The following is a 22,787-nucleotide window of genomic DNA, read 5'->3' as shown; positions in this document are numbered from 1 at the left end:
GGATGGGGATTTTTCGAGAGCGAGGAAAAATCGGCGTGCTGACGGATGCGGTGGTGCATCCGGCCAAAAACCCCCGCGCATCCGATCGGAGGCGCGGGGTGCTTCAATTCGTTCCTACAGGGTCAGGCTTCCCTCGACGACCGTTTCTTTCCGGATGACGGCCTGTTCGGGCGAGGTATTGGTGATCACGGCGCGGCCGCGGATCGTCACCCCCGCCTCGAACCTTACATCGCCTTGGATGGTCAAAGATTCGCATGCCGCAAGCGATGGAGCGCCCTCGGGGAAGCGGGCGTCGAAGCGGTCGACCTTGCCGTAGAAGCGGGGGTCGAGGGAGACCTTCAGCTCCTCCGAACGCCGGCCGGGGTTCGGCACCATCCGGTCGTCGTCCGTGAGATGGACGTAGTCGGACCGGACCACCAGGAGGTCGTCGCATTTTTTCACCGGGAAGAACCGGGACCGGGGAACGCTCACGGCGGCGGCCCCATTGAAGAGGGAGATCGCCGCCCCCATGGCCGTTTCCACCTGGAAAACCCCGGGGCTCTCGTCGTCCCTGGGGTCGAGGCGCTTGGGATTCAGGATCATGGGCAGCCGGACGCCCTTGTTTTCGGCGATGAGGGTTTTCAAAAACCCAAGGTTGACCCAGAGGTTGTTGGTGTTGAAGTACCGGTAGCGCTCGATATCCCGGAAGGCGTCCAGCTCCGCTTCGGGGCACTGGGCCGACTCCCGGAGGAGGAGCCCGCCGGTCCTGGCTCGGGCCAGGTGGCCGCCCTTCACGTCCGCCGGGGTCCTTCGGGCGGCTTCCATCATAAAGGGGATGCTTTTTTCGGCAAAATATCCCAGAAGCCGTTCGTCCATATCAGCGCCCAGATTGTCCGAGTTGGAGATAAAGGCATAGATGATGCCGGCGTCCGTGAGCCGGTCCAGCATCCCGGAGGTTTCGAGGGCCGTGTAGATATCCCCGTGGCCCGGGGGGTTCCACTCCAGTTCGGGGTTTTGGGGCCAGGCTGCCGGCCCGAAGCCGTCCCGCAGGATCTTGGGGAATTTGTGCTGCAGGAAGCAGAGCGGCATCCGCGCGGGGCCGATCCGGTCGAGGGCCGCCAGGGTGGCCGCGTGCGTGCTGAAGCTGTTCATGAGGGCCAGGGTGACATCGCGGCGGCTTGACTGCCGGAGCAGCAGTTCCAGGAAGGTTCGGCCGTTTTTCACGGGGATGAGGGATTTGGGGCCGGTGAGCCCCATGCTCGTTCCCAGCCCGCCGTTGAGGATGATCCGGACCGAGCGGGGAAAGGCGGCGCGGCCGGCCTCTTCGTATGGGGCCAGGTCTTCATAGCGCGGGATGTCCGCCTCCTTCAGGGCCTCGATCTCGGCGTCGCGGATCATGCCGGTCTCGCCGGTGATGACCTTGTCGTAGTAGAAGGCGAAGGTGTCGATGACGATGGGGGGCAGTCCCTCCCGGGCCATTTTGGCGATGAATTCGGAAAGACGGCCGGAGCCGGTTTGGGGCATGTTCACCTCTCGGGGGCGGGCCCCGGGGGCGGTCCGCCCCCGGGGTGCCCGGTTTTCAGGATGTGGATGGCCGGTGGGGTCTCGGGCCCGGGGGTCAGACCTTCTCGATCCATCCCCGGGGGTCTTCGGCCCGGCCGTACTGAATGTCGGTGAGGGCCTCATAAAACCGCTGGGTCATGGGGCCAACCTGGTTGTCGTTGATGGTGATCACGTCGTCCCGGTACTTGACGGTGCCCACGGGCGACACAACGGCCGCTGTTCCGCTGCCGAAGATTTCGACCTGCTTGCCCTCCTTCTGGGCGTTGATGATCTCCTCAATGGCGATGCGCCGCTCTGAACAGGGGATGCCCCACAACCGGGCCAGGGAGATGATCGAATCCCGGGTCACCCCCGGGAGAATGCTGCCATTCAGGGCGGGGGTGATGAGTTCGCCGTCGATGCAGAAGAAGATATTCATGGAGCCGACCTCCTCGACGTAGCGCTGCTCGACGCCGTCCAGCCAGAGCACCTGGGTGTAGCCCTCCTTGTGGGCCTGCTCTCCCGCGTAAAGGCTGGCGGCGTAGTTGCCGGGGGTTTTGGCCTCGCCGATCCCGCCCCGCACGGCCCGGACATAGCGCTTGGTGACCCAGATCTTGACCGGGTTGAAGCCTTCGGGGTAATAGGCGCCCACCGGCGACAGGATGATGAAGAACCGGTAGGTATCGGATGCCCGGACGCCCAGGAACACGTCCGTGGCGATGATGGTCGGGCGGATGTACAGGGAGGTGCCCGGCATGCTCGGCACCCATTCCTGCTCGACCCGGATCAGTTCCTTCAGGGCATGGAGGGCGAAGTGCTCGTCGATCTGGGGGATGCAGAGCATCCGGTTGGAGGCGTTCATCCGGTGAAAATTGCTCTGGGGCCGGAAGAGCTGGATGTTTCCCTTGGGGGTCCGGTAGGCTTTCATCCCCTCGAAGACCGCCTGCCCGTAGTGGAGGACCATGGTCGCCGGATTCATGTCGATATTGCAGTAGGGCTCGATTCGGGCGTTGTGCCACCCCTTGTCCGGGCTGTAATCCATGTTGAAGATGTGGTCCGTGAACAATCTGCCGAAACCGAGTTTGGTTTCATCCTGGGGTTTGGATTTCAGTTTTTCCGCTTTGGTGATCTTGAGTTCCATGCTTCCTCCTCGCTTCACATGCCATCGCTATGGTTTATTCGGTTCATCCGGGTATGTTCGTTCCCCGGCGGCGCAGTCGGGCGTTGCTCACGGTGAAAACGCCATTGCATCCGTCCGGTGGCGGCGTCGTATTCCCGCATCGGCGGGGGGCCCGTCCATTCCCACAGGTGGATCTCTCCCGAGAATATCCGCGTCTCTGAAAAAAGGCGGCCGCCGGTGACGGCGCCCTGATCATCCGCCAGGACGATATGGGCGGAGATGTCGGCCTCGCCGTTCCGGAAAGAGACGCTGCCCGAGCAGGATGCGATCTCCCTGGACGCGGATTCGCGGGCCGTCACGTACACCTGCTGCCCGGGATCATAGGCGCCGATGGTGAACGATGATACCACGCCCGCAACGGAAAACACCGCCGCCCGGACCGTTGCCGCGCGGCACAGGGCCGCGATCGATTCGAAAAGCTCCCCGCCGTGGGGAATGTTTCCCAGGATCAGTCTGCCGGGGCGGTATTCCGTGTATTCCATCTGTTTCAGGGCTCGGGGTGAAAGGGTTTAGTCTGAAGGTATTAAAAACAAATCGTCCTTGCTCTTCAGCCTTCGGTCTAAACAGGCCTAAATACCACAGTTCGTAATTAAATCAAGTGCTAAGTGATGCCCTTCCGGAGGAAAGTCCCCCGCATCGGGGATGGACCGCGGACTGGGCCGGTTTTACAGCGTGATCAGGAGGGTGCCCGCAAGCATCAGGAGGGCGCCGCTGAACCTTATGGAGGCGTGCCTTTCCTTGAAGACCGCCTTGCCCAGGAGGATGCTGAACAGGATGGAAAGCCGCTTGACCGATATCATGACCGCCGCTTCGATGAGGGAGACGGCGAAGCAGTGGAGGAGGGTCTGAAGGTAGAGAAATATCCCTGAAATGAATCCGTTGACAGGAGATTTCCGGAAGGCGGCGAACCGGATTTTCCCGGTGAGGCGCATGAGGCAGATCAGGCAGAGGTTGAAGGTGATGAAAAACGACACCCCGAAAAAGAGGGGGCTGGAATTGAGGATCGCTTTTTTCCCGATGACCGAGGTGAAACTGTAGACGAATGCGACGATGAGCATGATCCAGGAACCGGTCTCATGGAAGACGGCCCGGAACGGAGCGAGAAGACGCCACCGGACAGGGTCGATGTTGAGAATGTAGCCGCCGCAGCAGATGGTGAGGATTCCGACAATCCCCCGGGGGCCGGGGATTTCGTTCAGGAAAATATAGCCGGTGAAGAGCATGAAGACCGGGGTGAAGGCCAGATAGGGGACCGTCAGCGACAGGGGCGAGATTTTGATGGCTTTCATGTAAAGGAGAAAGCCCACGGCGTTGAGGGGCAGGCTCACGGCAAAGGCCCAGGCAAAATCGCTTCCGAAGACCGGGACGGGGACGAAGGCGATGGAGACCACGAAGAGCGGAAGGCTGTAGATCAGGGGGTAGGCAGCCATTTCATAGGTCGTCATGCCCGAAAAGCATTTCTTGACCCAGGTGTCCTGGGCCGAGACCGAAAGGGCCGTTAGGAGGGAGAGCAGAATCCAGAGCATGGGGGCGGAGCGTCTTTCCTTGGATGTGGAGCCTGCCCTTGTTTCATCCGTCTGGGGGCAAGGCCGTGCCGGGTCGGTTTCCGGACCGGATATCCGGATGTCCTCCGGTATCACCCCGGGAGGTGCAAGTCAAGACGGCGCGGGATCCTGCTTCCTTGCAGGGGACTTGAAAATGCCGGTTGAACATTTACCGGCGTTCTGGTAAACGGCCTCTTTACGAAAGGAAAAGTAAATGATCATTACGGAAATTTTAAGCCGAAACGCCAGGATCTACGGCGATGAGGTCGCCCTGATCGAACGGGAGCCCGCCCTGAACACCCGCAGGGAGATCACCTGGCGGGAATTCGACGAACAGGCCAATGCCCTGGCCAACGCCCTGATCGATCGCGGCACCCAGAAAGGGGACCGGGTGGTCCTCCTGATGACCAACGCCCTCGAGTGGCTCCCCGCCTATTTCGCCATCCTGCGGACCGGCGCCCTGGCCGTTCCGCTCAACTTCAGGTTTCTTGCCCCGACCATCGCCCGCTGCACCCTGATCTCCGAGGCCAAAATCATGATCTTCGGAGAGGAATTCATCGAGCGGCTGGAAGAGGTTCGATCGACACTGGACGCCACGATCGGTCATTATATCTTCGTGGGCCCGCGGGAAAAGCGGCCCGAATACGCTGTCGGCTACGACGACGTGCTTGGCGCGAGCCGGACATCGTCCCCCCTTGTCCCCCTGAGCCTGTGCGACAGCGCCGCCCTCTATTTTACGTCGGGGACCACCGGAAAACCCAAGGCCGTCCATATCACCCACCGCTGCCTCGAATTTGCCTGCTACGCGGAAAACCGCCATCACAATCAGACCCATAAAGACAATTTTCTCTGCATTCCGCCGCTGTATCATACCGGTGCGAAGATGCACTGGTTCGGGAATTTCATTGTCGGGGCCAGAACCGTTATCCTGAAGGGCGTCAAACCCCGGTGGATCCTGGAGGCCGTGTCGGAGGAGCGGGTGACGGTGGTGTGGCTGCTGGTCCCCTGGGCCCACGACATCCTCATCGGCATCGAGACCGGGGAGATCGACCTTGGGGAGTACCGTCTCGATCAGTGGCGGTTGATGCATATCGGCGCCCAGCCGGTGCCGCCCAGCCTGATCCGTCAATGGAAGAAGGTCTTCCCCCATCACGACTACGATACGAATTACGGCCTGACCGAGGCCACGGGGCCGGGATGCGTCCATCTGGGCATCGAGAACAGCCACAAGGTCGGCGCCATCGGCGTGCCCGGGTTCGACTGGGAGTGCAGGATCGTGGACAATGACCGCAGGCCGGTGGCGACTGGGGATTCCGGAGAGCTGGCCGTCCGGGGCCCGGCCGTGATGAAGGAATATTACAAAAATCCGGAGGCCACCGCCGAAACCCTGGTCGACGGATGGCTCCTCACCGGCGATATCTGCCGGATGGACGAGGACGGTTTTATCTGGCTCGTGGACCGCAAGAAGGATGTCATCATCACGGGCGGCGAAAACATCTTCCCCGTGGAGATCGAGGAGTTTCTCATGAGCCACGGGAAGATTCAGGATGCGGGGGTGATCGGGGTCCCCGACGAGCGCCTGGGGGAGATCGTTGCCGCGGTCATCAAAACCAAGCCCCACCTCGACCTTACCGAGGCGGAGGTCAGCGAGTTCTGTCGGGGGCTGCCCCGCTACAAGCGTCCCCGCCGGATCTTTTTCGGGGATGTGCCGAGAAACCCCACGGGCAAGATCGAGAAGCCGCTCCTGCGGAAGCAGTACCGGGAGGCGGCCCAGCCGCTTCTCGGGCCGGCCGGGATACCTTCCGGATTGAAAAACTGACCGGAAGGCGGTCCGGAAGCGCGCTTTCGGACCGCATCATTTTTTTTCCTCGCCGGGGCCGTCTTCCGGGGCTTCGGCCGTGGAGCTTTTTTTTCTGCCTGTCACCTGACAGGCGTCTCTCATTCAGGTGGATATCCCCAGTCTGGGCAGGATATAGGCCTGAAGCAGATACCAGATCCCGATGATCAATACGATAACCAGCAGTTCCTTCATGGGCTCTCCTTTGGGGCCGCGGAGGGGGATCTCCCGGCGTCCTGCGGCCGCGGGGCGTCCGCCAGAAATCTCTTCTCGATAAAATCGGCCAGGCCCGTGATGTCTTCCAGATGAAATTTCCGGATCTCCAAGGGGAGGTCCGCATCCGTGACCATGGCCACGAAGTCGGCCTGCCCCCGGTAGAGGGGGCCGGCATGGGTTGTTGTTCGGTACACCTCGATCTTGGGCCGGTTTTTCCGCTTGAACCCCTCGGTGATCACCAGGTCCATGTCGTGGAAATAGGGCAGCAGGGCCTCGGGGTCGTCTCCCGGCGTCTCCTTGTCCAGGGAAATCCTGCGGGACGATGCAAATATGACGGTTTCGGCGCCCGCCTCCCTGTGGCGCGTGCTGTCTTTTCCCCTGTCGTGCGTCTCCGGCTCGTGGTGGGTATGCTTGACGGTCCCGATGCGGTAGCCCCGGCGTTTGAGTTCCGGAATCAATTTGACGAGCAGGGTGGTTTTGCCCGATCCGGAATGTCCCACGAAGGAGATCATGGGCGGCAGGGGTTTCCCGCCCGTCATGGGGCCGGGCATCAGGCGGCCTCCTCGGCTTCGCGCCGTTTCCTTCGCTTCTCTTCCTTGGCGATGAACCATATCGGGCAGGACTCCCGGAATTTGCAGTAGAGTTCCGGGTCGCGGCAGGTGAGGCAGTCCTCGCAAAGATAGATCTGGTGTTTCATGCAGATGAATGAGGTTTCTTTGTCCGGATGGTTGACGCATTTCCCCATTATCGATTTTCCTCTCAGCGCCCGCTGTACCGTTCGACAATGGTGTCGATGATACCGGAGGTGGATGCTCCGGGAACGATGGATATCCGTTCCACCCGCCCCCCCCGGGACAGAACGGCGTCGGCGCCGATGATGTCGGCTAAGTCCCAGTCGGCGCCCTTGGCCAGCACGTCCGGTTGAAGCGTTTCAATGAGTGCCAGCGGGTCCGGTTCATCAAAGATGGTGACGAAATCGACGCACGCAAGCCCCGACAGGACCTCGGCCCGCTGCTCCTGGCCGATGATGGGCCGCAGCGGCCCCTTGATTCGGCGGACCGACGCGTCGGAGTTGAGCCCCACCACCAGAAGCCCCCCCAATGCCCGGGCCGCCGCGAGGTAGCGGACGTGCCCGACGTGGAGGAGATCGAAGCACCCGTTGGTGAACACGACCGGCCGCACAGGCGAGCGGGTTTTTAGCAGGAGGGCTGAAAGGTCGTCCCGCGCCAGGAGTTTGACGGCCAAGCTACAGCTCATAGGCCCCGGGCATCCTTTCCTTGAGGGAGGGCATATATTCCCGGATCCGCGCCTGATGCGCCGGGTCCACGACGGCGACCCCGGTCCGCGCATCGCCGTCGGGCGCCCACGCCAGGACGGTTCCGGTGGGATCGACGATGATGGAATGGCCGGAGAAGCGGATCGTGTTCTCCAGGCCGCACCGATTGGCCCCGATGACATAGATCTGGTTTTCAATGGCCCGGGCCTGGGCCAGGATGTCCCACCGGTCGATGCGGGCATCGGGCCACTGGGCGGGCATCACCACGATGTTCGCCCCTTTGAGGACGAGGGCGCGGCAGAGCTCCGGAAACCGAAGATCGTAGCAGATCATCAGCCCCACCGGACCCAGGGTGGTGTCGCAGACCACGCTCCGGTCGCCCGGGCTGAAGTACCGGTGCTCATCGGTGACCGAAAATAGATGGACCTTGCGGTAGGCGCCGGCGATCCTGCCGTCGGCATCCACGAGGTGGAGGGTGTTGTAGATCCGGCCGTCGTCCGCTTCGGGCATGGACCCGGCGATCACCATGTTGAGGCGGGAGGCGAGTCCGCAGAGCCGTTCCAGGATCTTAGGGGTGCCTGCGGCGTGGCGGGCGAGGTTCAGGTTGTCGAATCCGCAGGACCACATCTCGGGGAGCACGGCCATGGAGACGCCCTCGTCTGCCAGGCGCGCGAGGTGCTTTTCGGCCTCGGCAAGGTTGGCCGCAACCTCCCCGGACCGGACGTCGAACTGGATGAATCCAACCTTGAACGGCGATCTTTCCATGTGTCTCAACTCCGGATCAATGCGTCGACATCTTTTCGATGATCTTATGGCCGAATTCCGAGCACTTGACCTCCGTGGCGCCCTCGATCTGGCGCGCCAGGTCGTAGGTGACGGTGCCGGCCTGGATGGCGGCGGAGATGCCGTCCCGAACCAGGGTCGCGGCCTCCGTCCAGCCCATGTAATCGAGCATCATTGCGCCGGACAGGATCAGGGAGCCGGGGTTGACCTTGTCCAATCCCGCGTATTTGGGGGCGGTCCCGTGGGTCGCCTCGAACACCGCGCAGGTGTCCCCGATATTGGCGCCGGGGGCCATGCCCAGGCCACCCACCTGGGCCGCCAGTGCGTCGGAGATGTAGTCTCCGTTGAGGTTCGGGGTGGCGATCACCGAGTATTCGGAAGGTCTCAGGAGGACCTGCTGGAAGAGCATGTCCGCGATGCGGTCCTTGATGACGACCTTGCCCTCGGGGACGACGCCCCCGTGATGCTCCCAGAGATCCGCCTCGGTGATGGTCCGGTCGCCGAAGCGCTCCCGGGCCACCTCATATCCCCACTTCCGAAAGGCGCCCTCGGTGTATTTCATGATGTTTCCCTTGTGCATCAGGGTGACGCTGGGCAGGCGGTTGTCGACGGCGTGACGGATGGCGGCGGCGACCAGCCGCTTGGTGTTCGCGGGGCTGATGGGTTTGATGCCGATCCCGGCATCCATGGGAAGGTCCGCTCCGGTCTTCTCCTTCAGAAAAGCGATGACGGCCGCGGCCTCGTCGGTTCCGGACTCGAATTCGATGCCGGCGTACAGGTCTTCCGTGTTTTCACGGAAGATCACCATGTCCACCTCTTTCGGGTTTTTCATGGGACTCGGCACCGGGTCGATGTATTTTACCGGCCGGACGCAGGCGTAGAGGTCGAGCTTCTGACGGATGGCGACGTTGAGGCTGCGGATGCCCTTGCCCACCGGTGTCGTCATGGGGCCCTTGATGGCCACCACATGGGCTTCGATGGTCTTAAGGGTGCTGTCGGGCAGCCATTCGCCGGTCCGTTCGTATCCTTTTTCGCCGGCGTCCACCTCGAGCCAGTCGATCTTCCGCCTGCCGCCGTAGGCAACGCCGACGGCGCTGTCCATGACCATTCGTGCGGCATGCCAGATATCGGGGCCGATGCCGTCGCCCTCGATAAAGGGGATTGCCGGGTTGTCCGGAACGTTCAAGCTGCCGTCGCTGTTTTTCGTGATCCTGTCTCCCATACCCTCATCCTTTCCGGCTGTTGCCTCGCGAAGCCTTTCGTAAAAGCTATCCCGAAACAGGGTTCAAACGCAATTCGCCGCCAATATAATCTGTTAACCACTTTTTTGTTGGAGACAACCCATTTTTTTCAGCGGTCGTTTCCGCCGGCGGCAAGGCGCTGCCTGAAGGCTTCGTACATCACCACCGCGCCCGCGACCGAGGCGTTCAGGGAGGTGACGGGGCCCTTCTGCGGGATGGTGATGAGAAAATCGCACTGCCGTTTGACCAGGGGCCGGAGGCCCTTTTCCTCGCCGCCGATGACAATGGCCAGCGGGCCGGTGAGGTCGCTGTCGAAAATGGAGCGCTTGCCGCCCGCATCCATCCCGGAGATCCATACGCCCTTTTTCTTGAGATCCTCCAGGGTGCGGGCCAGGTTGGTCGCCAGGAAGAGGCGCATGTGCTCCATGGCCCCGGCGGAGGCTTTGGAGACGACGGGCGTGGGGCCGGCGGCCCGGTCCCTGGGGAGAATGACGCCGTCCACGCCCGCGCACAGGGCCGTGCGGATCAGTGCCCCCAGATTGTGGGGATCCACCACGCTGTCCGCGACCAGGAGAAAGGGGGCGCGGGCGTCGGCCGGCAGGGGATCCGCCACCGTCGGAAAAGGGCCGACCTCGGCGGCGACCCCCTGATGGAACTCGGAGCCGGCCATGGACCGCAGCTTTTCCGGGGAGATCCGCCGGACCGGCACGCCGTGGGATGCCGCTGCCGCCGAAAGGGCCTCCGTTCGATCATCTGCGCGGTTTTGGGCAAGGTAGAGCGCCTTGAAGGCGCGCCGGCCGGCGCGGAGCCCCTCCATGACGGGGTGGATGCCGAAAAGGATTTCCGTTTTCATGGGCCGCTCACGCTGACGGGTCGGGTGGCGGGTTGCCCCGGCGGGCCGCAATGATGTCGATCACCCGACGGACGGCCTCGGGCAGCTGGTCGTTGACAATGACATGCTGGTAGCGGTCTTTTGCGGCGATCTCCAGCACGGCGTTCCTGAGCCGTTTCTCGATGACCACCGGGGTATCGGTGCCCCTTTCGTCCATCCGCGTCCGCAGGGCTTCGAGGGACGGCGGCATGATGAAGATGGTGACGCTTTCGGGGTAGTTCCGGACGATCTGGTCCATGCCCTGGACGTCGATATCGAGAAGAACGTCCCGGCCCCGGGCAAGGCGTTTTTCCAGCAGGTCCCTGGCGGTGCCGTAGAAATTGTTGTGGACCTCGGCCCATTCGGCCCAGCGCCCCTCCGAGATGCCGCGGAGAAAATCCGCCTTGGGGATGAAGAAATAGTCGACGCCGTCCTTCTCTTTACCCCGAGGGGCGCGCGTCGTGTGGGAGATGGAGTAGCCCATGTCGCCAAAATGTTCGAGAACGGTCCGGCACAGGGTGGTCTTTCCGGCGCCGGACGGCCCCGAGACGATGTAGAGCCTTCCATTCCGCTGGTCGGTTGTTTCCATGGTAGAAGAGGTCACGGTGCGGCTTTCTTTCGGATGCGGTCTGCCGATGGGCTTTGCGGATGACGGCATGCCGTCACGATTTGGCTTTGGATTCCCGGATGGCGGCTTCATACCTTTGGGAGATGGTTTCCGCCTGGATGGCCGAGAGGACGATGTGGTTGCTGTCCATGATGATGATGGAGCGGGTCCGGCGGCCGTGGGTGGCGTCCACCAGACGCCGGTCTTCCTTGGCCTCGTCCTTGAGGCGCTTCATGGGAGCCGAGTTGGGCGAAACGATGGCGACCACCCGGTCCGCCACCACGGTGCCGCCGAATCCAATGTTCAACAGGGTCTGCTCCATCATGCCTCCCGCGTTCATGTTCGGTTTTTTCAATAAATGCGCCATTTATTCCACATTCTGGACCTGTTCCCGAATTTTTTCAAGCTCGGATTTCAGCCAGACCACACGGTGGGATACGTCCGCGCTTCCGGTTTTTGATCCGATCGTATTGAATTCTCTGTTGAATTCCTGAAGGAGAAAGTTGAGCTTCCGGCCACCGGGCTCTTCCCCGGCCATCACGGCCCGAAACTGCCGGAGATGGCTTTCGGCCCGGACAAGCTCTTCGGAAATGTCGCTCCGGTCCGCCAGAAACGCCGCTTCCTGGGCGATCCGGGCGGGATCGATCTCCACCATGCCCTGGGTCAGGGCTTCAATGCGATCCTTCAGTCGGTCCCGATAGACCGGCAGCAGGCCCTCTGCGTCCCGCCGGATTTCCCCCAGGACCCCTTCAATTTCGGAAAGACGCGCCTCGACATCCCCGGCCAGGAAATCCCCTTCCCGGCGCCGCATGGCATCCAACTCCGAAAGGGCCTGGCTGAGGCAGGGGGCCAGCACCGCCCAGCATGCCTCCATGTCCTTTTCGGTCTCCGCAGGCTTGATGAGGCCCGGGACGTGGATCAGGTGTTCGAGGGAGATGTCCGTCTTGAGATGGAGGCGCTCGATCAGGCGGACCAGTGCCCGAAAATAGGCCCTGGCCGTTGTCTCGTCGACCTCGAATGCGCAGGCCTCCTCCGAACTCTCCTTGATCTGTATTTTCGCCTCGATTCGCCCCCTGACAAGTTCCTGTGAAATCAAGTTCTTGGCCCTCTCCTCCAGGGAAAAATAGGCCTGGGGCAGCTTGAAGAGGATATCGAGGTTCCGGCTGTTGTAGGAGCGGAGTTCGACGGCGACGGCAAGGGCGCCCGCCGAGGTTTCAGCCCGCGAAAATGCGGTCATGCTTTTGATCATGGTTCCGTTGCTTTCAAATCAAGGGTGTAGCGCCGGCGGATCTGGTGGAGATGAGCGGTCATCCCGGGGTCCGCATAATCGGGGTAGGTCCATGGCAGCGTCTCAAATCCTCCCCGGGTGAAGAGGAGCGTCAGGTCCGCGTAAATGCCCTGGCCGATGTAGATCCGGTGGGTGAAATTCTTCCCACTGGCCAGAACAAACCGTTCGAGGAGCAGATAGCCGGGATCGATGTTGACCCGCCGCCGGCCGGCTTCGGCGAAACCGGTTTCGATGCCGTTTGTGGCGGTCTTGATCTCGGGCAGCCGGTCCTGGGCGATCAGCTCCTTGAAGGTCAGCATGCGCCGGAACAGGGGGCTGCCCATCTCGGCCGCGTAATAGCTCGTGAAATCGAAGCGCATCCAGGCGCTGACCATGTCCAGGGGGCCGAAACGGGAAACGAGGATCTCCGTCAGGGGGCGGATCAGAGACCGCTCCTTCATGACAAGACCGACGACCAGCTTCGCCGGGGCCGGGGGACGGGGAGTGCTCATGGCAGGCCGTGTTCAGCCGACGACGGGCCTGGCCTCATCGATGAGCATGATGGGGATGTCATCCTTGATCTCGTAAAGGAGCTTGCAGTGATCGCAGATCAGCCCGTCCCCGGCATCGTTGAGGCGAATGTCCCCCTTGCATTTCGGGCAGGCCAGAATTTCGAGCAGTTCCTTCTTGATCGCCATAGGTCATATCCTTTTGTATCGAAGGGTTTCAGGTCTCAGGGTTCAAGGACGCCGGATAATATCAGGACGGTCTCTGTAGGATCTGTGATCTAAAACCTAAATTGCGGTCTCGGGTGCCGTGAATGAGAAATCGTATAGCAGACTTCCCCGGCCCCTGTAAAATCATTGCTGAAAAATTATGCCTCGCAGCCCTCATCGATCTGGACCAGTCTTTGATCAAAGCGGGCCGATTCTTTCTCCAGGAGGGCGGTCAGCGCTTCCAGATCCTTGAAATGGCCCTCGATGGCGGTTTCGGCCGCATGGATGGCCTGGGAAACGGCCACGATTTTTGTGCCGTCGCCCATTTCGGAAGCCTCCTGCATCTCGCGGTGCAGGGTCTCCATCGCCTTTTCATGGCCGTCGATGGCGTTCTCTGCGCCGGCGATCTTCTTTTCAATGGGCTTTACAATTTTCGCCCGCTCCTTCAGGATCTCCGAGCGAAGCCGGCGCAGATCCTTCTTTCCCAGCTTGGGGCCGGCAGCCTTTTCCAACGCACCATTGAGCCTGCTCTGGGGGGTGTTCGAGGGGGCGTCCGGAGCGGGATCCGCCGTCCTGTCGGCGGCCTTGAGCGCCCCCCCGGCGGATTCCTCGCGCCAGCCGCCCTTTTCCAGGAACCGGGCGTAGCTGCCCTCGAACAGGGTGACGGCATCATCCTGAAAGACGATGAGGCGCCGGGCCAGGGTATGGAGGAACATCTCGTTGTGGGTGACCATGATCACGACGCCGTCGAAATTGTCCAGGGCCGCCAGGAGGGAGTCGCAGGACTCCATGTCCAGGTGGTTGGTGGGTTCATCCAGCAGGAGAAGGTTGACGGGGGCGGCCAGCAGCTTTCCGAGCATGACCCGGCTTTTTTCCCCGCCGGAGAGGACCTCCACCTTTTTCAGGGCGTCGTCGCCCTCGAACATCATGGCGCCGCAGATGTTTCGGGATCTCTGCTGGTCGATGCCCTCGTCCGCGTAAAGGATCTCCTCAAGCACCGTCCGGCTGTCCACCAGACTCTGTACGTTGGTCTGTTCAAAAAACCCCCGGGTGATGTTGGGGTTGTAGAGGATCTGCCCGGCGTCCGGGGCCATCATCCCCCCGAGTAGCTTGATCAGGGTGGTCTTTCCCTTGCCGTTTTTCCCCACGATGCAGATCCGGTCTCCGGGCGTTGCCTGAAAACTGAGGTCGCGGATCAAGGGCGGGCAGCCCGGGTAGGCAAAGGTGAGATTCTCGACGGTCATCACCTGCTTGCCGCGGAAAGGCTTGCTTCGGAACGAGAACTCCAGGGTCTTGATCTCCTCCAGCTTGTTCCGTTTTTCCATCTTATCGAGGGTCTTGATCCGGGACTGGACCATGTTGGCGAGGCGTGCCTTGGCCCGGAACCGGGAGATGAAGAGCTCGATCTCTTTCTGACGGCGTTCGTCGTTAATCCTCGTTTTTTCGTACACCTCCTCGTCCTGGGCGATCTGGGCGTAGAGCTGGCCGGTGTCTCCGGTGATCTTTCGGAACTTCTTCCGGTGGATGGCGATGGTGTGGGTGATCACCTTGTCCATGAACCCGCGGTTGTGGGTGATGAGGAGGAGTTCCCGGGGCCAGGCCTGAAGAAAGCGCTCGATCCAGCGGATGGAGGTGATGTCGAGATAGTTGGTCGGTTCATCCAGGAGGAGCAGGTCCGGGTCCGAGACCAGGACCTTGGCCAGATTGAGCCGCACCTGGTACCCCCCGGAGAATTCATTGGGGTTCCGGTGCATATCCGCATCCGAAAACCCCAGGCCAGAAAGGACTTTTTCCACCTTCCAGTGGTGGTCGCTCTCCGATTCGGGAAGGCCCCGCATGCCCTCCTGGAGGACCGTCTCTTCCGTGAACCGGATATGTTGCTCTACATATCCGATCCGGTAGTTTTTGGGGATGACGATCTCGCCCTCGTCCGGGGCCTCCTCGCCCAGGATGAGGCGGAAAAGGGTGGTCTTGCCGTGGCCGTTGCGGCCGACGAGTCCGACCCGCTCCCGCGGGTTGAGCTTGACGCCCGCCTTCTCGAACAGGGTCTGCCCCCCGAAGCTTTTGGAAATATTTTCGATGCTGATCATGATGAAGATGGGTGACGGATGATGGTGGTTGACTGGGTTCAGGCCGCGCCTTGCGGACATTTTACGAAACCATGGATATTAAAGATCCCCGGGGGGTTTGTAAACAGAAAAAATGACCGCCTGTCTCCTTTCTTCAGGCCCGGCGGGTCCCCCAAAGCGCATCCCGAAGTCCGGACCTCCGCTCAATGGGGCGCCCCGCAGCCTTGACCAGCAGGGAGGCCACGCCCCAGACCTCCACGCTTCGGACGGCCCGGGTGATGCCGGTGTAGAGAAGCTCCCGGGTCATGACGGGCGATTCCTGATCCGGGAGGATCAGGGCCACGTGCCCGAATTCCGACCCCTGGCTTTTATGGACGGTCATGGCGTAGACCGTTTCATGCTCCGGCAGGCGGAGCGGGGAAAAAGACCGGACGCCCTCCCGGGCGTCGGGAAAGCAGACGCGGAGTTTTCCCCGGGGATCCTGGAGGGTGATCCCCACGTCGCCGTTGAAGAGCCGGAGGGGGTAGTCGTTCCGGGTGACCATGACCGGGCGGCCCGGATACCATGTCCCCTTGGGCTGGATGAGGCCTTCCCCCCGGAGAACATCCTCGGCGATTTCGTTCAGACGGGCGACGCCGAAAGGCCCCTGACGGAGCGCGGCCAGGATGCGGAACCGGTCGAAGGCCTGAAATGCGGCCGGGGGATCGTCCCGGCATGCCAGATAGGGGCCATACCCTCCAATGACCGCATCCCGGATGGCCCGGGCCATCCCCTCCGACCGGGGAAGCGCCCGCCACCGGACATCCGGGCAGGCGTCGGATTCGAGGACCGCAAGGGTGCTTTTCCCGTTTCCGGCGTTGATCTCCCGGCTGGCCCTCGCAATGCCGCTATTTTCGCCGAACCGGTAGCTCTTCCGAAGCAGCACGATGCTGTCTGAAAGCCCGGGAGCGCTGTTCTCTGTACCCGGACAGGCCAGGGCCTCCCCCGTGATATCGCCCAGTGCCCGGCAGAAAGCGCCCGAAAACTGATGGACCGTGCCCGTGTCGCAGATGTCGCCCAGAACGGCACCGGCCTCCACCGACGCCAGTTGGTCCCGGTCCCCCAGGAGGATCAGGCGCGCCTTCGGGGGAACGGCCTGGATCAGCTTGGCCATGAGGGCGACATCCACCATGGAGGCCTCGTCGACGACCACCAGGTCCACGGGCAGAGGATGCTCTGCGGTGTGGCGGAAAAAGGGCGAGTCCGGCAGGCTGCCCAAGAGGCGGTGAAGGGTCGTGACCTCATCGGGGATGAGCTCCCGCAGGGGGCTGTCCAGATGCGACCTGCCGCGTACGATGGCCTCCCTGAGCCGTGCGGCCGCCTTACCCGTGGGCGCCGCCAGGGCGATCCTGAGGGGGGCTCCGCCGGCCTGCTCCAGCAGAAGCGCCAGGATTTTTGCCACTGTTGCCGTCTTTCCCGTGCCGGGGCCTCCGGAGATGACCGAAAATCGTCTGGAGACCGCGGCGAATGCAGCGACCTTCTGCCAGTCGGTATCATCCGCTGCCGCGGACTCCCCGGCCGGCGGCCCGGGGAAGAGGCGGGCCATCCCCTCCGCGAGCCGGTCCGTGTCGATGTCGTCCAAGGCGGTCTCCGAGCGCTTCCGGATCTCTTCCACGATGGATGTCTGATATTCCCAGTAGCGGTGGAGATAGAGCCTCAGGCCGTCGTCCAGAACGAGGGGGGCGACTTCCCCCGGCCGGCCGACAACGCTGCTGGCCGTGAGGGTGTCGGCCCATGCCCGGGCCGGCGGAAGGGAGATGCCCGCGGCCGCAAACTCCTGCGAGGGGATTTCTCCGGCGGCCGACACCAGGTCGAGGCAGAGGTGCCCCATCCGCCGGTTCCGGCTGACCAGGGCCGCCGCCACGGAAACCTCCGGCGGCGCGCCCCAGGCGATTCTCGAGATGAAAGCGGCGAAGTGAATGTCCAGCCAGGTGAAGAGGCCGCTCGCGTAGAGTGTTTGTCGCAGGGTTGCATCCATGATGGGAAGGAGGTTTAGCAGATATTCCGGGCAAGGACAAGGTTTGATCCCTCTGGCATTCCAAGGCGGGCGGGTCCGGGCAGGGGCCCGGAACCGCCATCGCGCCCGCAGGGTCATGTGCCTTCAGGGAGAATGAGGTGGGGCGGGGGAAACGATGTTCTTTCCGCCGGCCGCCCCTGCTTCGGAAAACCGGCCCCGGCTGGGGGGCCGCCGCGTTCACGTGAAGTTTCTGATCATGCTGTCGTTGGGAATAAAGGTTCGGTAAGGCAGGTTCGCTTCCTTGGCAATGTAGCCGGGTACCACGATCCCCGAATCGAACTGGGCGTAGTTGACGAAGGTCCTGCCGTCGATGCGGACCTTCATCCCGGCCCGGGGATGCTTGATGGGAACGATGACGTAGGTTTTCCCGTACTGTTCAACAACGTCCGAAAATCCCAGCCGCTCCGCCTTTTCCCCGATGTCTACCTCGAGGTAGAACCGCGATCCCAGGGCGATGTCCGTTTGAAAATCTTCGCCGATCTTTGTCAGGGTCTCTTTCAGATGGTCGTTCATAAGCAGTCTCCTCAATGCCCCGCCGGGCATTGCTCAAGTATTTTTTTGCGGCCGTGGATCGCCGTCATTTCGCAATGTCAATATTGCCTGAATATCGTTCCGTGACATCTTTTTCGACACAGTCCGCGAGATCCGGAGCGGCCGGTTCGGAAAGCTCCGGGCCTCCGGGCACGGGGCAGTAATAATCGTTGCCGTGAATATCCTTTGCCGGGATGTGGGTCTTTTCTGTCGTCATGGCTGCCTCCATTAAATTGGATGGGGTTGGACTGGCATCGTGCATAGTGCTTTATGAGGTAGAAAATAAGCCATCCTGGACTGCTGTGCAAAGAGAGGTGAATAGGGGTTTGATGAGGGGGTAAAACCATCCGTCTTGGGCGAAACAGGGGATCCGGTCATGGGGCGCCCGGCCCGCCGATACGGGGGCCGGGCAGGGTGTCGCTGTTTCGGGGAAGCGAGGGCAGTCTATAGCGGGTTCATGCCCCTGGACGGGGCTGCATCCGGGCCGGAGAACCGGGGGTCAGGGGAGATCGGCAGGCCGTCCTGCACGGGCGGCATGCCTCATTTGCCGCATATCTCACAGATCGGGGTGAACTCCCCGCCGTTCTCGATGAACTCCCATCCTCTTTGAACCATGACGATCCGGGCGTTCACGGGCGCCTCACCTTCTACGGAGCCGACCTTTCCGCAGTGCTTGCAGGTGAAATCGTAGCCCCAGATCTGTGTGTTGAATTGGATATACTGGTTTTCCATGTGTCTGTTTCCCCTGAAATTTTAGAGATTTTTTCGTTTGATTCTCCCGTGGGATCCGTTCGCCGACGCTTCCGGACAGTATTAGACCCTCCACCGGGGATTGCCAATAAAAAAAGCAGGCAGGCGGACCGGACGCCTACGCCTCGTCTTCCACGGTGGGGATGCTGACAACAGGCACGGGAGAGTTTTTGACGACCTTTTCAGTGACGCTGCCGAAGGGAAAATCCCCCTTGCTGCCCCGGGTCGCCATGACCACCATGTCCACGGATTCGTTGGTAATGAAATCCAGGATGGTTCTGGCGGGGTCTCCCATGGCGATGTGCCGGATGTACATGGGGCACCCCTCCAGGTATTTGCTGCAGATCTGCTCCAGTCGCTCGTTGGCGGATTTCTTGGCCCGCTCGATCAGTTTTTCCACATGGTCCTTTTCAAAAACGCCATACCAGGGCTCGTGGTGGGCAGTGTCTTCGATGACGTACAGGACGTGAATCTCGGCGTCGTATTTCTGGGTCAGGGATTTGACGTGGGGAAGCGCCTTCTCCGCGCTTTTTGAAAAATCGGTGGGCCAGAGGATTTTTTTGATCTCCATGTTCACAGCTCCTTGTTATGGGTTGCTCCAGGAAACACCGGCCACATTTTTGTTTATAATGTAACTATTCTTGATTCAATGTAAAGTGTCGAGGAAGAAACGGAAAGAACTATCCGGAAAGATCAGTAAATCAAGGATGATCTTTCCGGATACAATTCTTTTACAGAAGCAGATATCCATCTGAAAAAAATGAAAATATCTATGTCAGGGGTGACGGATGAAGAAGACCTGTCTTTACGGCGCCCTCCGACTTTGCCATAATTCATCCAGCAGAATTTTCAGGGTGCGCAAAAGGGTCTCAGGCAGCGGTGCCGTGGCGCGGTCTGCCGCACGAGCCCGAGCGGCGTGAATACGGGGTTCGTCATGCAGACTGCGCAACGTCCATCACCATCTTGAGCGGTACTGATTCGCCTGGTTCCCTGCGACGGCATGATGCGGTCCATGTCGTGAGGAACGGGTTTCAAACATACATTCAAAGGCGATGCACATACCATGAGGAATGATTCAAAACTTCCTGAAATTATCCAGGGCGGCATGGGGATCGGGGTATCGGACTGGCGACTGGCCAAAGCGGTTGCGAAGCTGGGGCAGATGGGCGTCGTGTCCGGCGTCGCTCTCGATCAGGTGATCGTAAGGCGTCTCCAGTTGGGTGATCCCAGTGGAGACATCCGGCGGGCGATCTCCCATTTCCCTTGGCCGGATATGGCGCGGCGGGTATTGGACGCTTTTTTTATCCCGAACGGCAAATCGCCCGAGAAGCCCTTCAAGCTGACGCCCCGGCCGACGCTGCATATGAAGCAATCCCTCATGGAAGTCATGATTGTGGCTAATTTTATCGAGGTCTTCCTGGCAAAGGAGGGCCATGACGGGGTGGTCGGCATCAATTACCTCGAGAAGGTTCAACTCCCGACGCTGCCTTCCCTGTTCGGGGCGATGATCGCCGGCGTCGATGTGGTCCTGATGGGTGCCGGCATCCCCCTGTCCATCCCGGGGATACTCGACGGGCTTTCCCAGTGGCGGCCGGTGGAGCTCAAGCTTCATGTGGAAAACAATCCCGACCACATCCCATTCATTCAATCGTTCAATCCCGGGGCATTCTGCGAGGGGACGGTTTTTCCGCTGAAGCGCCCCCGATTCCTGGCCATCGTCTCCTCGGATATCGTTGCCAAGACCATGGTCCGGAAGGCCTCCGGGGAGGTCAACGGATTTATCGTGGAAAACCACACCGCGGGCGGACACAATGCGCCGCCGCGCAGGGCACCCAAATCGGACGGCGATACGGCGCCGCAATTCGGCCTGAAGGACGCTCCGAACATCGACCGGATCAAGGAACTGGGAAAACCGTTCTGGCTGGCCGGCGGATATGCCTCCCCGGGGAAACTGAAAGAGGCTCTGGGCGCGGGGGCGAACGGGATTCAGGTCGGGACGGTCTTTGCTTATTGCACGGAATCGGCTCTCATGCCTGAGATCCGGAAGGCCGTCATCGACAGAATCCTTGCGGACCGTATCGAGACCCTGACCGATTTTGAGGCGTCGCCCACCGGGTATCCGTTCAAGCTGATCGACCTGAACAACGACCTGACGAGCGTCCAGGGCTGCAAGTCCAGGCACCGCGTCTGCGACCTCGGCCTCCTGCAGCAGTTTGTCTGCGATGAAAATTCTGAAATCGTTTATCGATGCCCCGGTGAGCCGGTGGAGAATTTTCTTAAAAAAGGGGGCGCCGAGGCCGACACCATCGGGAAAATGTGCCTGTGCAACGGGCTTCTGGCCTCCATCGGCCTGGGGCAGGTGCGCGAAACCGGCCGGGAGATCCCGATTCTCACCGCCGGAGAGGATTTCTCGACGGTGAAGTCGATCGCAGGCCGTCTGAAGCGGGAATACAGCGCCGGAGACGTCATCGATTACCTCCTGTCGCGGCAGGAGGAAAGCCATGCATCGCCTGTCCGCAAACTGGAAAAGAGCGTCTCCTTCCGCCGGAGTGAAGCGTGCCTGGACGAAGCGCCGGCGCTCACGCTTCAGGCATGACGGCCCCGGTAACCGTGCTCGCGGTCAAGGACCGCCTTCTCGGCCACAACCCCATAGCCGCCGTCTACAACGCGGACAGCGATTACCGGGCGCTCAAGTAGCGTCCGCTCCCCCGCCGGATGCCCGCCCCCGTCACGCCCATCGAAGAGACGATCGAAGCCCTGGTCCACGCCGTCGCCCCCCTCCGGTTCGGCCCGCCGGTGGCCTACGTCTACAATCCGCTTGAATACGCCGGTGAAGGGTTTCGCCGGTATGCCCGAAGGTTCGGCCGTCCGCCCAAGGAGATCCTCCTCCTGGGCATGAACCCCGGCCCCTGGGGAATGGCCCAGACCGGCGTCCCCTTTGGCGAGGTCGCAGCCGTGGCGGGCTGGATGGGGATCGAGGCCCCGGTCGCCGCGCCCCCCGCCGTCCATCCCAAAAAACCGGTCGACGGATTCGCGTGCCCCAAAAGCGAGGCCAGCGGCCGGAGGCTCTGGGGATGGGCAAGGGCGCGGTTCGGCGACCCCGCCGTCTTTTTTTCGCGCTTTTTCGTCATCAACTACTGTCCGCTCATGTTCCTGGATGCGGCGGGGGGAAACCGGACGCCCGATAAGCTCAAAAAAGCCGAGCAGGCCCCGCTTTTTGCGGCCTGCGACGCGGCCCTGCGCGCCACGGTCCGGTATTTCAGGCCCCGGTGGGTGGTCGGCGTTGGCGTGTTCGCCGAGGCTCGGGCCCGGGAGGCTCTTGCAGGGGCGGAAGTGGCCGTCGCCGGGATCACCCACCCCAGCCCGGCCAACCCCCGGGCCAACCGGGACTGGGCCGGCCGGATCGAAGCGGAGCTATCGGCGGTGGGGATCGAGATACAGGCTGAAGGCTGAAGAAGAGGGATCAGCCTTCATCGGCGGGGGTATCGACCAGGAGGGCTTCCAGGGATCGGATGACTGCGGCCCGGGGGCGGTCTTTGAACATGCCGAATGACGGGTCCTTTTCCGGGTCGATGCCCCTCAGAAAAAGATAGCGCACGCCCCCGAAATGGGCGTCGTAATCATATCCGGGGAGGCGGTGCTTCAGGTAGCGGTGAAGGGCCAGGGCGTACAGGTGGTACTGCAGAATGTAGAAGCTGTCGGCCATGACCGTGTCCAGGGCCGCCTGGCCGTAGTCCTCCGGCCGATCCCCCAGGTGGTTCGACTTCCAGTCCACGATGTAGTACCGCCCGCCGTGGGCGAACACCAGGTCGATGAACCCTTTCATCATGCCCCCTGTCCGCGACAATTCCAGCCGCCCGATCCGCTCGGGGAAATCCCCCGACGGCCCGGTGATGCCGTGCCCGGCAAAGACGCTTCCGAGGCTTCGGCCCGACAGCGTTTTCAGGGGGAAATAAAAGCCCATCTCGTTGATGCGCCGGGCCGCCGGGACCGCCGACAGGGTCAGGATCCCATCCTCCCCGCCATTCCCCCCGAGGGTCCCGGACCCCCCTTCTCTGTCCTCGGGATCGAGGGCGAGCCTCACCACCCGCCCCACCATCCCCGCGACGGCGGGGGCCCATCGGTCGTCAAAACGGTGCTTTCGAAGCGCGCCCCGGATGAGCGGCGTGATAGCCTCCGTGCGGGTCTGCAGGAAATCGAGGTGTTCGAATATTTCGTGGAGGCAGGTGCCGGCCCGGGCGCCCCGGGGAAAGGCGAAGATGTCCCGGTCGTCGCGGGCGGGAGTCGCCGGGGCCTCCGGTGCGGCGGGCGCCTCCTCCTCC

General features: G+C 61.9%; 25 protein-coding genes. 3 read left to right on the top strand and 22 right to left on the bottom strand.

Going from position 1 to position 22,787, the window contains the following annotated elements; all coding sequences use genetic code 11:
• Nucleotides 1-114: 114 nt before the first annotated feature.
• From ACEW8N_RS16160 to ACEW8N_RS16145, 4 genes are all read right to left on the bottom strand, one after another.
• A complete protein-coding gene (locus ACEW8N_RS16160) occupies nt 115-1,503 on the bottom strand; it encodes a UTP--glucose-1-phosphate uridylyltransferase (RefSeq protein ID WP_373500877.1) in 1,389 nt (462 codons plus the stop codon).
• Between the two features lie 94 nt (nt 1,504-1,597).
• Nucleotides 1,598-2,662 carry a branched-chain amino acid aminotransferase gene (locus tag ACEW8N_RS16155; protein ID WP_373500876.1) on the bottom strand — a complete coding sequence of 355 codons (1,065 nt, stop codon included), beginning with the start codon at nt 2,660-2,662 and terminating at the stop codon, nt 1,598-1,600.
• Nucleotides 2,663-2,676: 14 nt separating this feature from the next.
• On the bottom strand, nt 2,677-3,183 hold the full coding sequence (locus ACEW8N_RS16150; protein WP_373500875.1) for a PPC domain-containing DNA-binding protein: 507 nt from the start codon (nt 3,181-3,183) through the stop codon (nt 2,677-2,679).
• Nucleotides 3,184-3,366: 183 nt separating this feature from the next.
• The gene (locus ACEW8N_RS16145) at nt 3,367-4,227 is read right to left on the bottom strand and encodes an EamA family transporter (RefSeq protein ID WP_373500874.1); all 861 of its coding nucleotides are present in this window, start codon (nt 4,225-4,227) and stop codon (nt 3,367-3,369) included.
• 232 nt (nt 4,228-4,459) lie between these two features.
• Between ACEW8N_RS16145 and ACEW8N_RS16140 the strand changes: the two genes are divergently transcribed.
• Nucleotides 4,460-6,064, top strand: coding sequence for a class I adenylate-forming enzyme family protein (locus tag ACEW8N_RS16140; protein ID WP_373500873.1), 1,605 nt, complete (start codon nt 4,460-4,462; stop codon nt 6,062-6,064).
• A 209-nt stretch (nt 6,065-6,273) separates the two neighbouring features.
• Here ACEW8N_RS16140 and mobB read toward each other — a convergent pair whose 3' ends face one another.
• The 17 genes from mobB to ACEW8N_RS16055 form a co-directional block, all read right to left on the bottom strand.
• Nucleotides 6,274-6,849 (bottom strand): molybdopterin-guanine dinucleotide biosynthesis protein B, encoded by a 576-nt coding sequence (mobB, locus tag ACEW8N_RS16135; protein WP_373500872.1) that lies wholly within the window; start codon nt 6,847-6,849, stop codon nt 6,274-6,276.
• Entirely contained in the window at nt 6,849-7,043 is a 195-nt protein-coding gene (locus tag ACEW8N_RS16130) for a hypothetical protein (protein ID WP_373500871.1), read from the bottom strand. The genes mobB and ACEW8N_RS16130 overlap by 1 nt, the downstream gene beginning before the upstream one ends.
• A gap of 14 nt (nt 7,044-7,057) precedes the next feature.
• Nucleotides 7,058-7,555: a D-glycero-beta-D-manno-heptose 1-phosphate adenylyltransferase gene (gene rfaE2 / locus ACEW8N_RS16125; protein ID WP_373500870.1), complete on the bottom strand. Its 498-nt coding sequence runs from the start codon at nt 7,553-7,555 to the stop codon at nt 7,058-7,060.
• The gene (locus tag ACEW8N_RS16120; RefSeq protein ID WP_373500869.1) at nt 7,545-8,339 is read right to left on the bottom strand and encodes a carbon-nitrogen family hydrolase; all 795 of its coding nucleotides are present in this window, start codon (nt 8,337-8,339) and stop codon (nt 7,545-7,547) included. Before ACEW8N_RS16120 ends, rfaE2 begins: the two co-directional genes overlap by 11 nt.
• Before the next feature lie 16 nt (nt 8,340-8,355).
• A complete protein-coding gene (gene icd, locus ACEW8N_RS16115; RefSeq protein ID WP_373500868.1) occupies nt 8,356-9,579 on the bottom strand; it encodes an isocitrate dehydrogenase (NADP(+)) in 1,224 nt (407 codons plus the stop codon).
• A gap of 128 nt (nt 9,580-9,707) precedes the next feature.
• Nucleotides 9,708-10,451, bottom strand: coding sequence for a 23S rRNA (guanosine(2251)-2'-O)-methyltransferase RlmB (rlmB, locus tag ACEW8N_RS16110; RefSeq protein ID WP_373500867.1), 744 nt, complete (start codon nt 10,449-10,451; stop codon nt 9,708-9,710).
• A 7-nt stretch (nt 10,452-10,458) separates the two neighbouring features.
• Nucleotides 10,459-11,073: a guanylate kinase gene (gene gmk / locus ACEW8N_RS16105; RefSeq protein WP_373500866.1), complete on the bottom strand. Its 615-nt coding sequence runs from the start codon at nt 11,071-11,073 to the stop codon at nt 10,459-10,461.
• A gap of 58 nt (nt 11,074-11,131) precedes the next feature.
• Nucleotides 11,132-11,398, bottom strand: coding sequence for a DUF370 domain-containing protein (locus tag ACEW8N_RS16100; RefSeq protein WP_373500888.1), 267 nt, complete (start codon nt 11,396-11,398; stop codon nt 11,132-11,134).
• A gap of 45 nt (nt 11,399-11,443) precedes the next feature.
• Entirely contained in the window at nt 11,444-12,313 is an 870-nt protein-coding gene (locus ACEW8N_RS16095) for a YicC/YloC family endoribonuclease (protein WP_373500865.1), read from the bottom strand.
• Nucleotides 12,314-12,321: 8 nt separating this feature from the next.
• A complete protein-coding gene (locus ACEW8N_RS16090) occupies nt 12,322-12,855 on the bottom strand; it encodes a DUF4416 family protein (RefSeq protein WP_373500864.1) in 534 nt (177 codons plus the stop codon).
• 12 nt (nt 12,856-12,867) lie between these two features.
• Nucleotides 12,868-13,041 carry a Trm112 family protein gene (locus ACEW8N_RS16085; protein WP_373500863.1) on the bottom strand — a complete coding sequence of 58 codons (174 nt, stop codon included), beginning with the start codon at nt 13,039-13,041 and terminating at the stop codon, nt 12,868-12,870.
• 176 nt (nt 13,042-13,217) lie between these two features.
• Nucleotides 13,218-15,149: an ATP-binding cassette domain-containing protein gene (locus ACEW8N_RS16080; RefSeq protein ID WP_373500887.1), complete on the bottom strand. Its 1,932-nt coding sequence runs from the start codon at nt 15,147-15,149 to the stop codon at nt 13,218-13,220.
• A gap of 133 nt (nt 15,150-15,282) precedes the next feature.
• Nucleotides 15,283-17,145 (bottom strand): exodeoxyribonuclease V subunit alpha, encoded by a 1,863-nt coding sequence (recD, locus tag ACEW8N_RS16075; protein ID WP_373500862.1) that lies wholly within the window; start codon nt 17,143-17,145, stop codon nt 15,283-15,285.
• A gap of 216 nt (nt 17,146-17,361) precedes the next feature.
• Nucleotides 17,362-17,697, bottom strand: a complete 336-nt coding sequence (locus ACEW8N_RS16070) for a hypothetical protein (RefSeq protein ID WP_373500861.1) — start codon at nt 17,695-17,697, stop codon at nt 17,362-17,364.
• 64 nt (nt 17,698-17,761) lie between these two features.
• Nucleotides 17,762-17,932, bottom strand: coding sequence for a hypothetical protein (locus tag ACEW8N_RS16065; RefSeq protein WP_373500860.1), 171 nt, complete (start codon nt 17,930-17,932; stop codon nt 17,762-17,764).
• Between the two features lie 323 nt (nt 17,933-18,255).
• Complete coding sequence (locus ACEW8N_RS16060) at nt 18,256-18,447, bottom strand: hypothetical protein (RefSeq protein WP_373500859.1); 192 nt, start codon at nt 18,445-18,447, stop codon at nt 18,256-18,258.
• Between the two features lie 136 nt (nt 18,448-18,583).
• Nucleotides 18,584-19,036, bottom strand: coding sequence for a universal stress protein (locus tag ACEW8N_RS16055; protein ID WP_373500858.1), 453 nt, complete (start codon nt 19,034-19,036; stop codon nt 18,584-18,586).
• Between the two features lie 492 nt (nt 19,037-19,528).
• Here ACEW8N_RS16055 and ACEW8N_RS16050 point away from each other — a divergent pair, with 492 nt between their 5' ends.
• Together ACEW8N_RS16050 and ACEW8N_RS16045 are read left to right on the top strand one after the other, a co-directional pair.
• A complete protein-coding gene (locus ACEW8N_RS16050; RefSeq protein ID WP_373500857.1) occupies nt 19,529-21,061 on the top strand; it encodes a nitronate monooxygenase in 1,533 nt (510 codons plus the stop codon).
• A gap of 119 nt (nt 21,062-21,180) precedes the next feature.
• Nucleotides 21,181-21,918 carry a uracil-DNA glycosylase family protein gene (locus ACEW8N_RS16045; protein ID WP_373500856.1) on the top strand — a complete coding sequence of 246 codons (738 nt, stop codon included), beginning with the start codon at nt 21,181-21,183 and terminating at the stop codon, nt 21,916-21,918.
• Nucleotides 21,919-21,928: 10 nt separating this feature from the next.
• Here ACEW8N_RS16045 and ACEW8N_RS16040 read toward each other — a convergent pair.
• Nucleotides 21,929-22,787 (bottom strand): PD-(D/E)XK nuclease family protein (locus tag ACEW8N_RS16040; protein WP_373500855.1); only part of this gene is annotated, 859 nt, incomplete at its 5' end.

This window comes from Desulfococcus sp., from assembly GCF_041737845.1.
In the GTDB taxonomy this organism is placed as follows: domain Bacteria; phylum Desulfobacterota; class Desulfobacteria; order Desulfobacterales; family Desulfococcaceae; genus Desulfococcus.
Note: the sequence above shows the minus strand (reverse complement) of the source record. Positions and strands in the feature narration are given on the sequence as shown.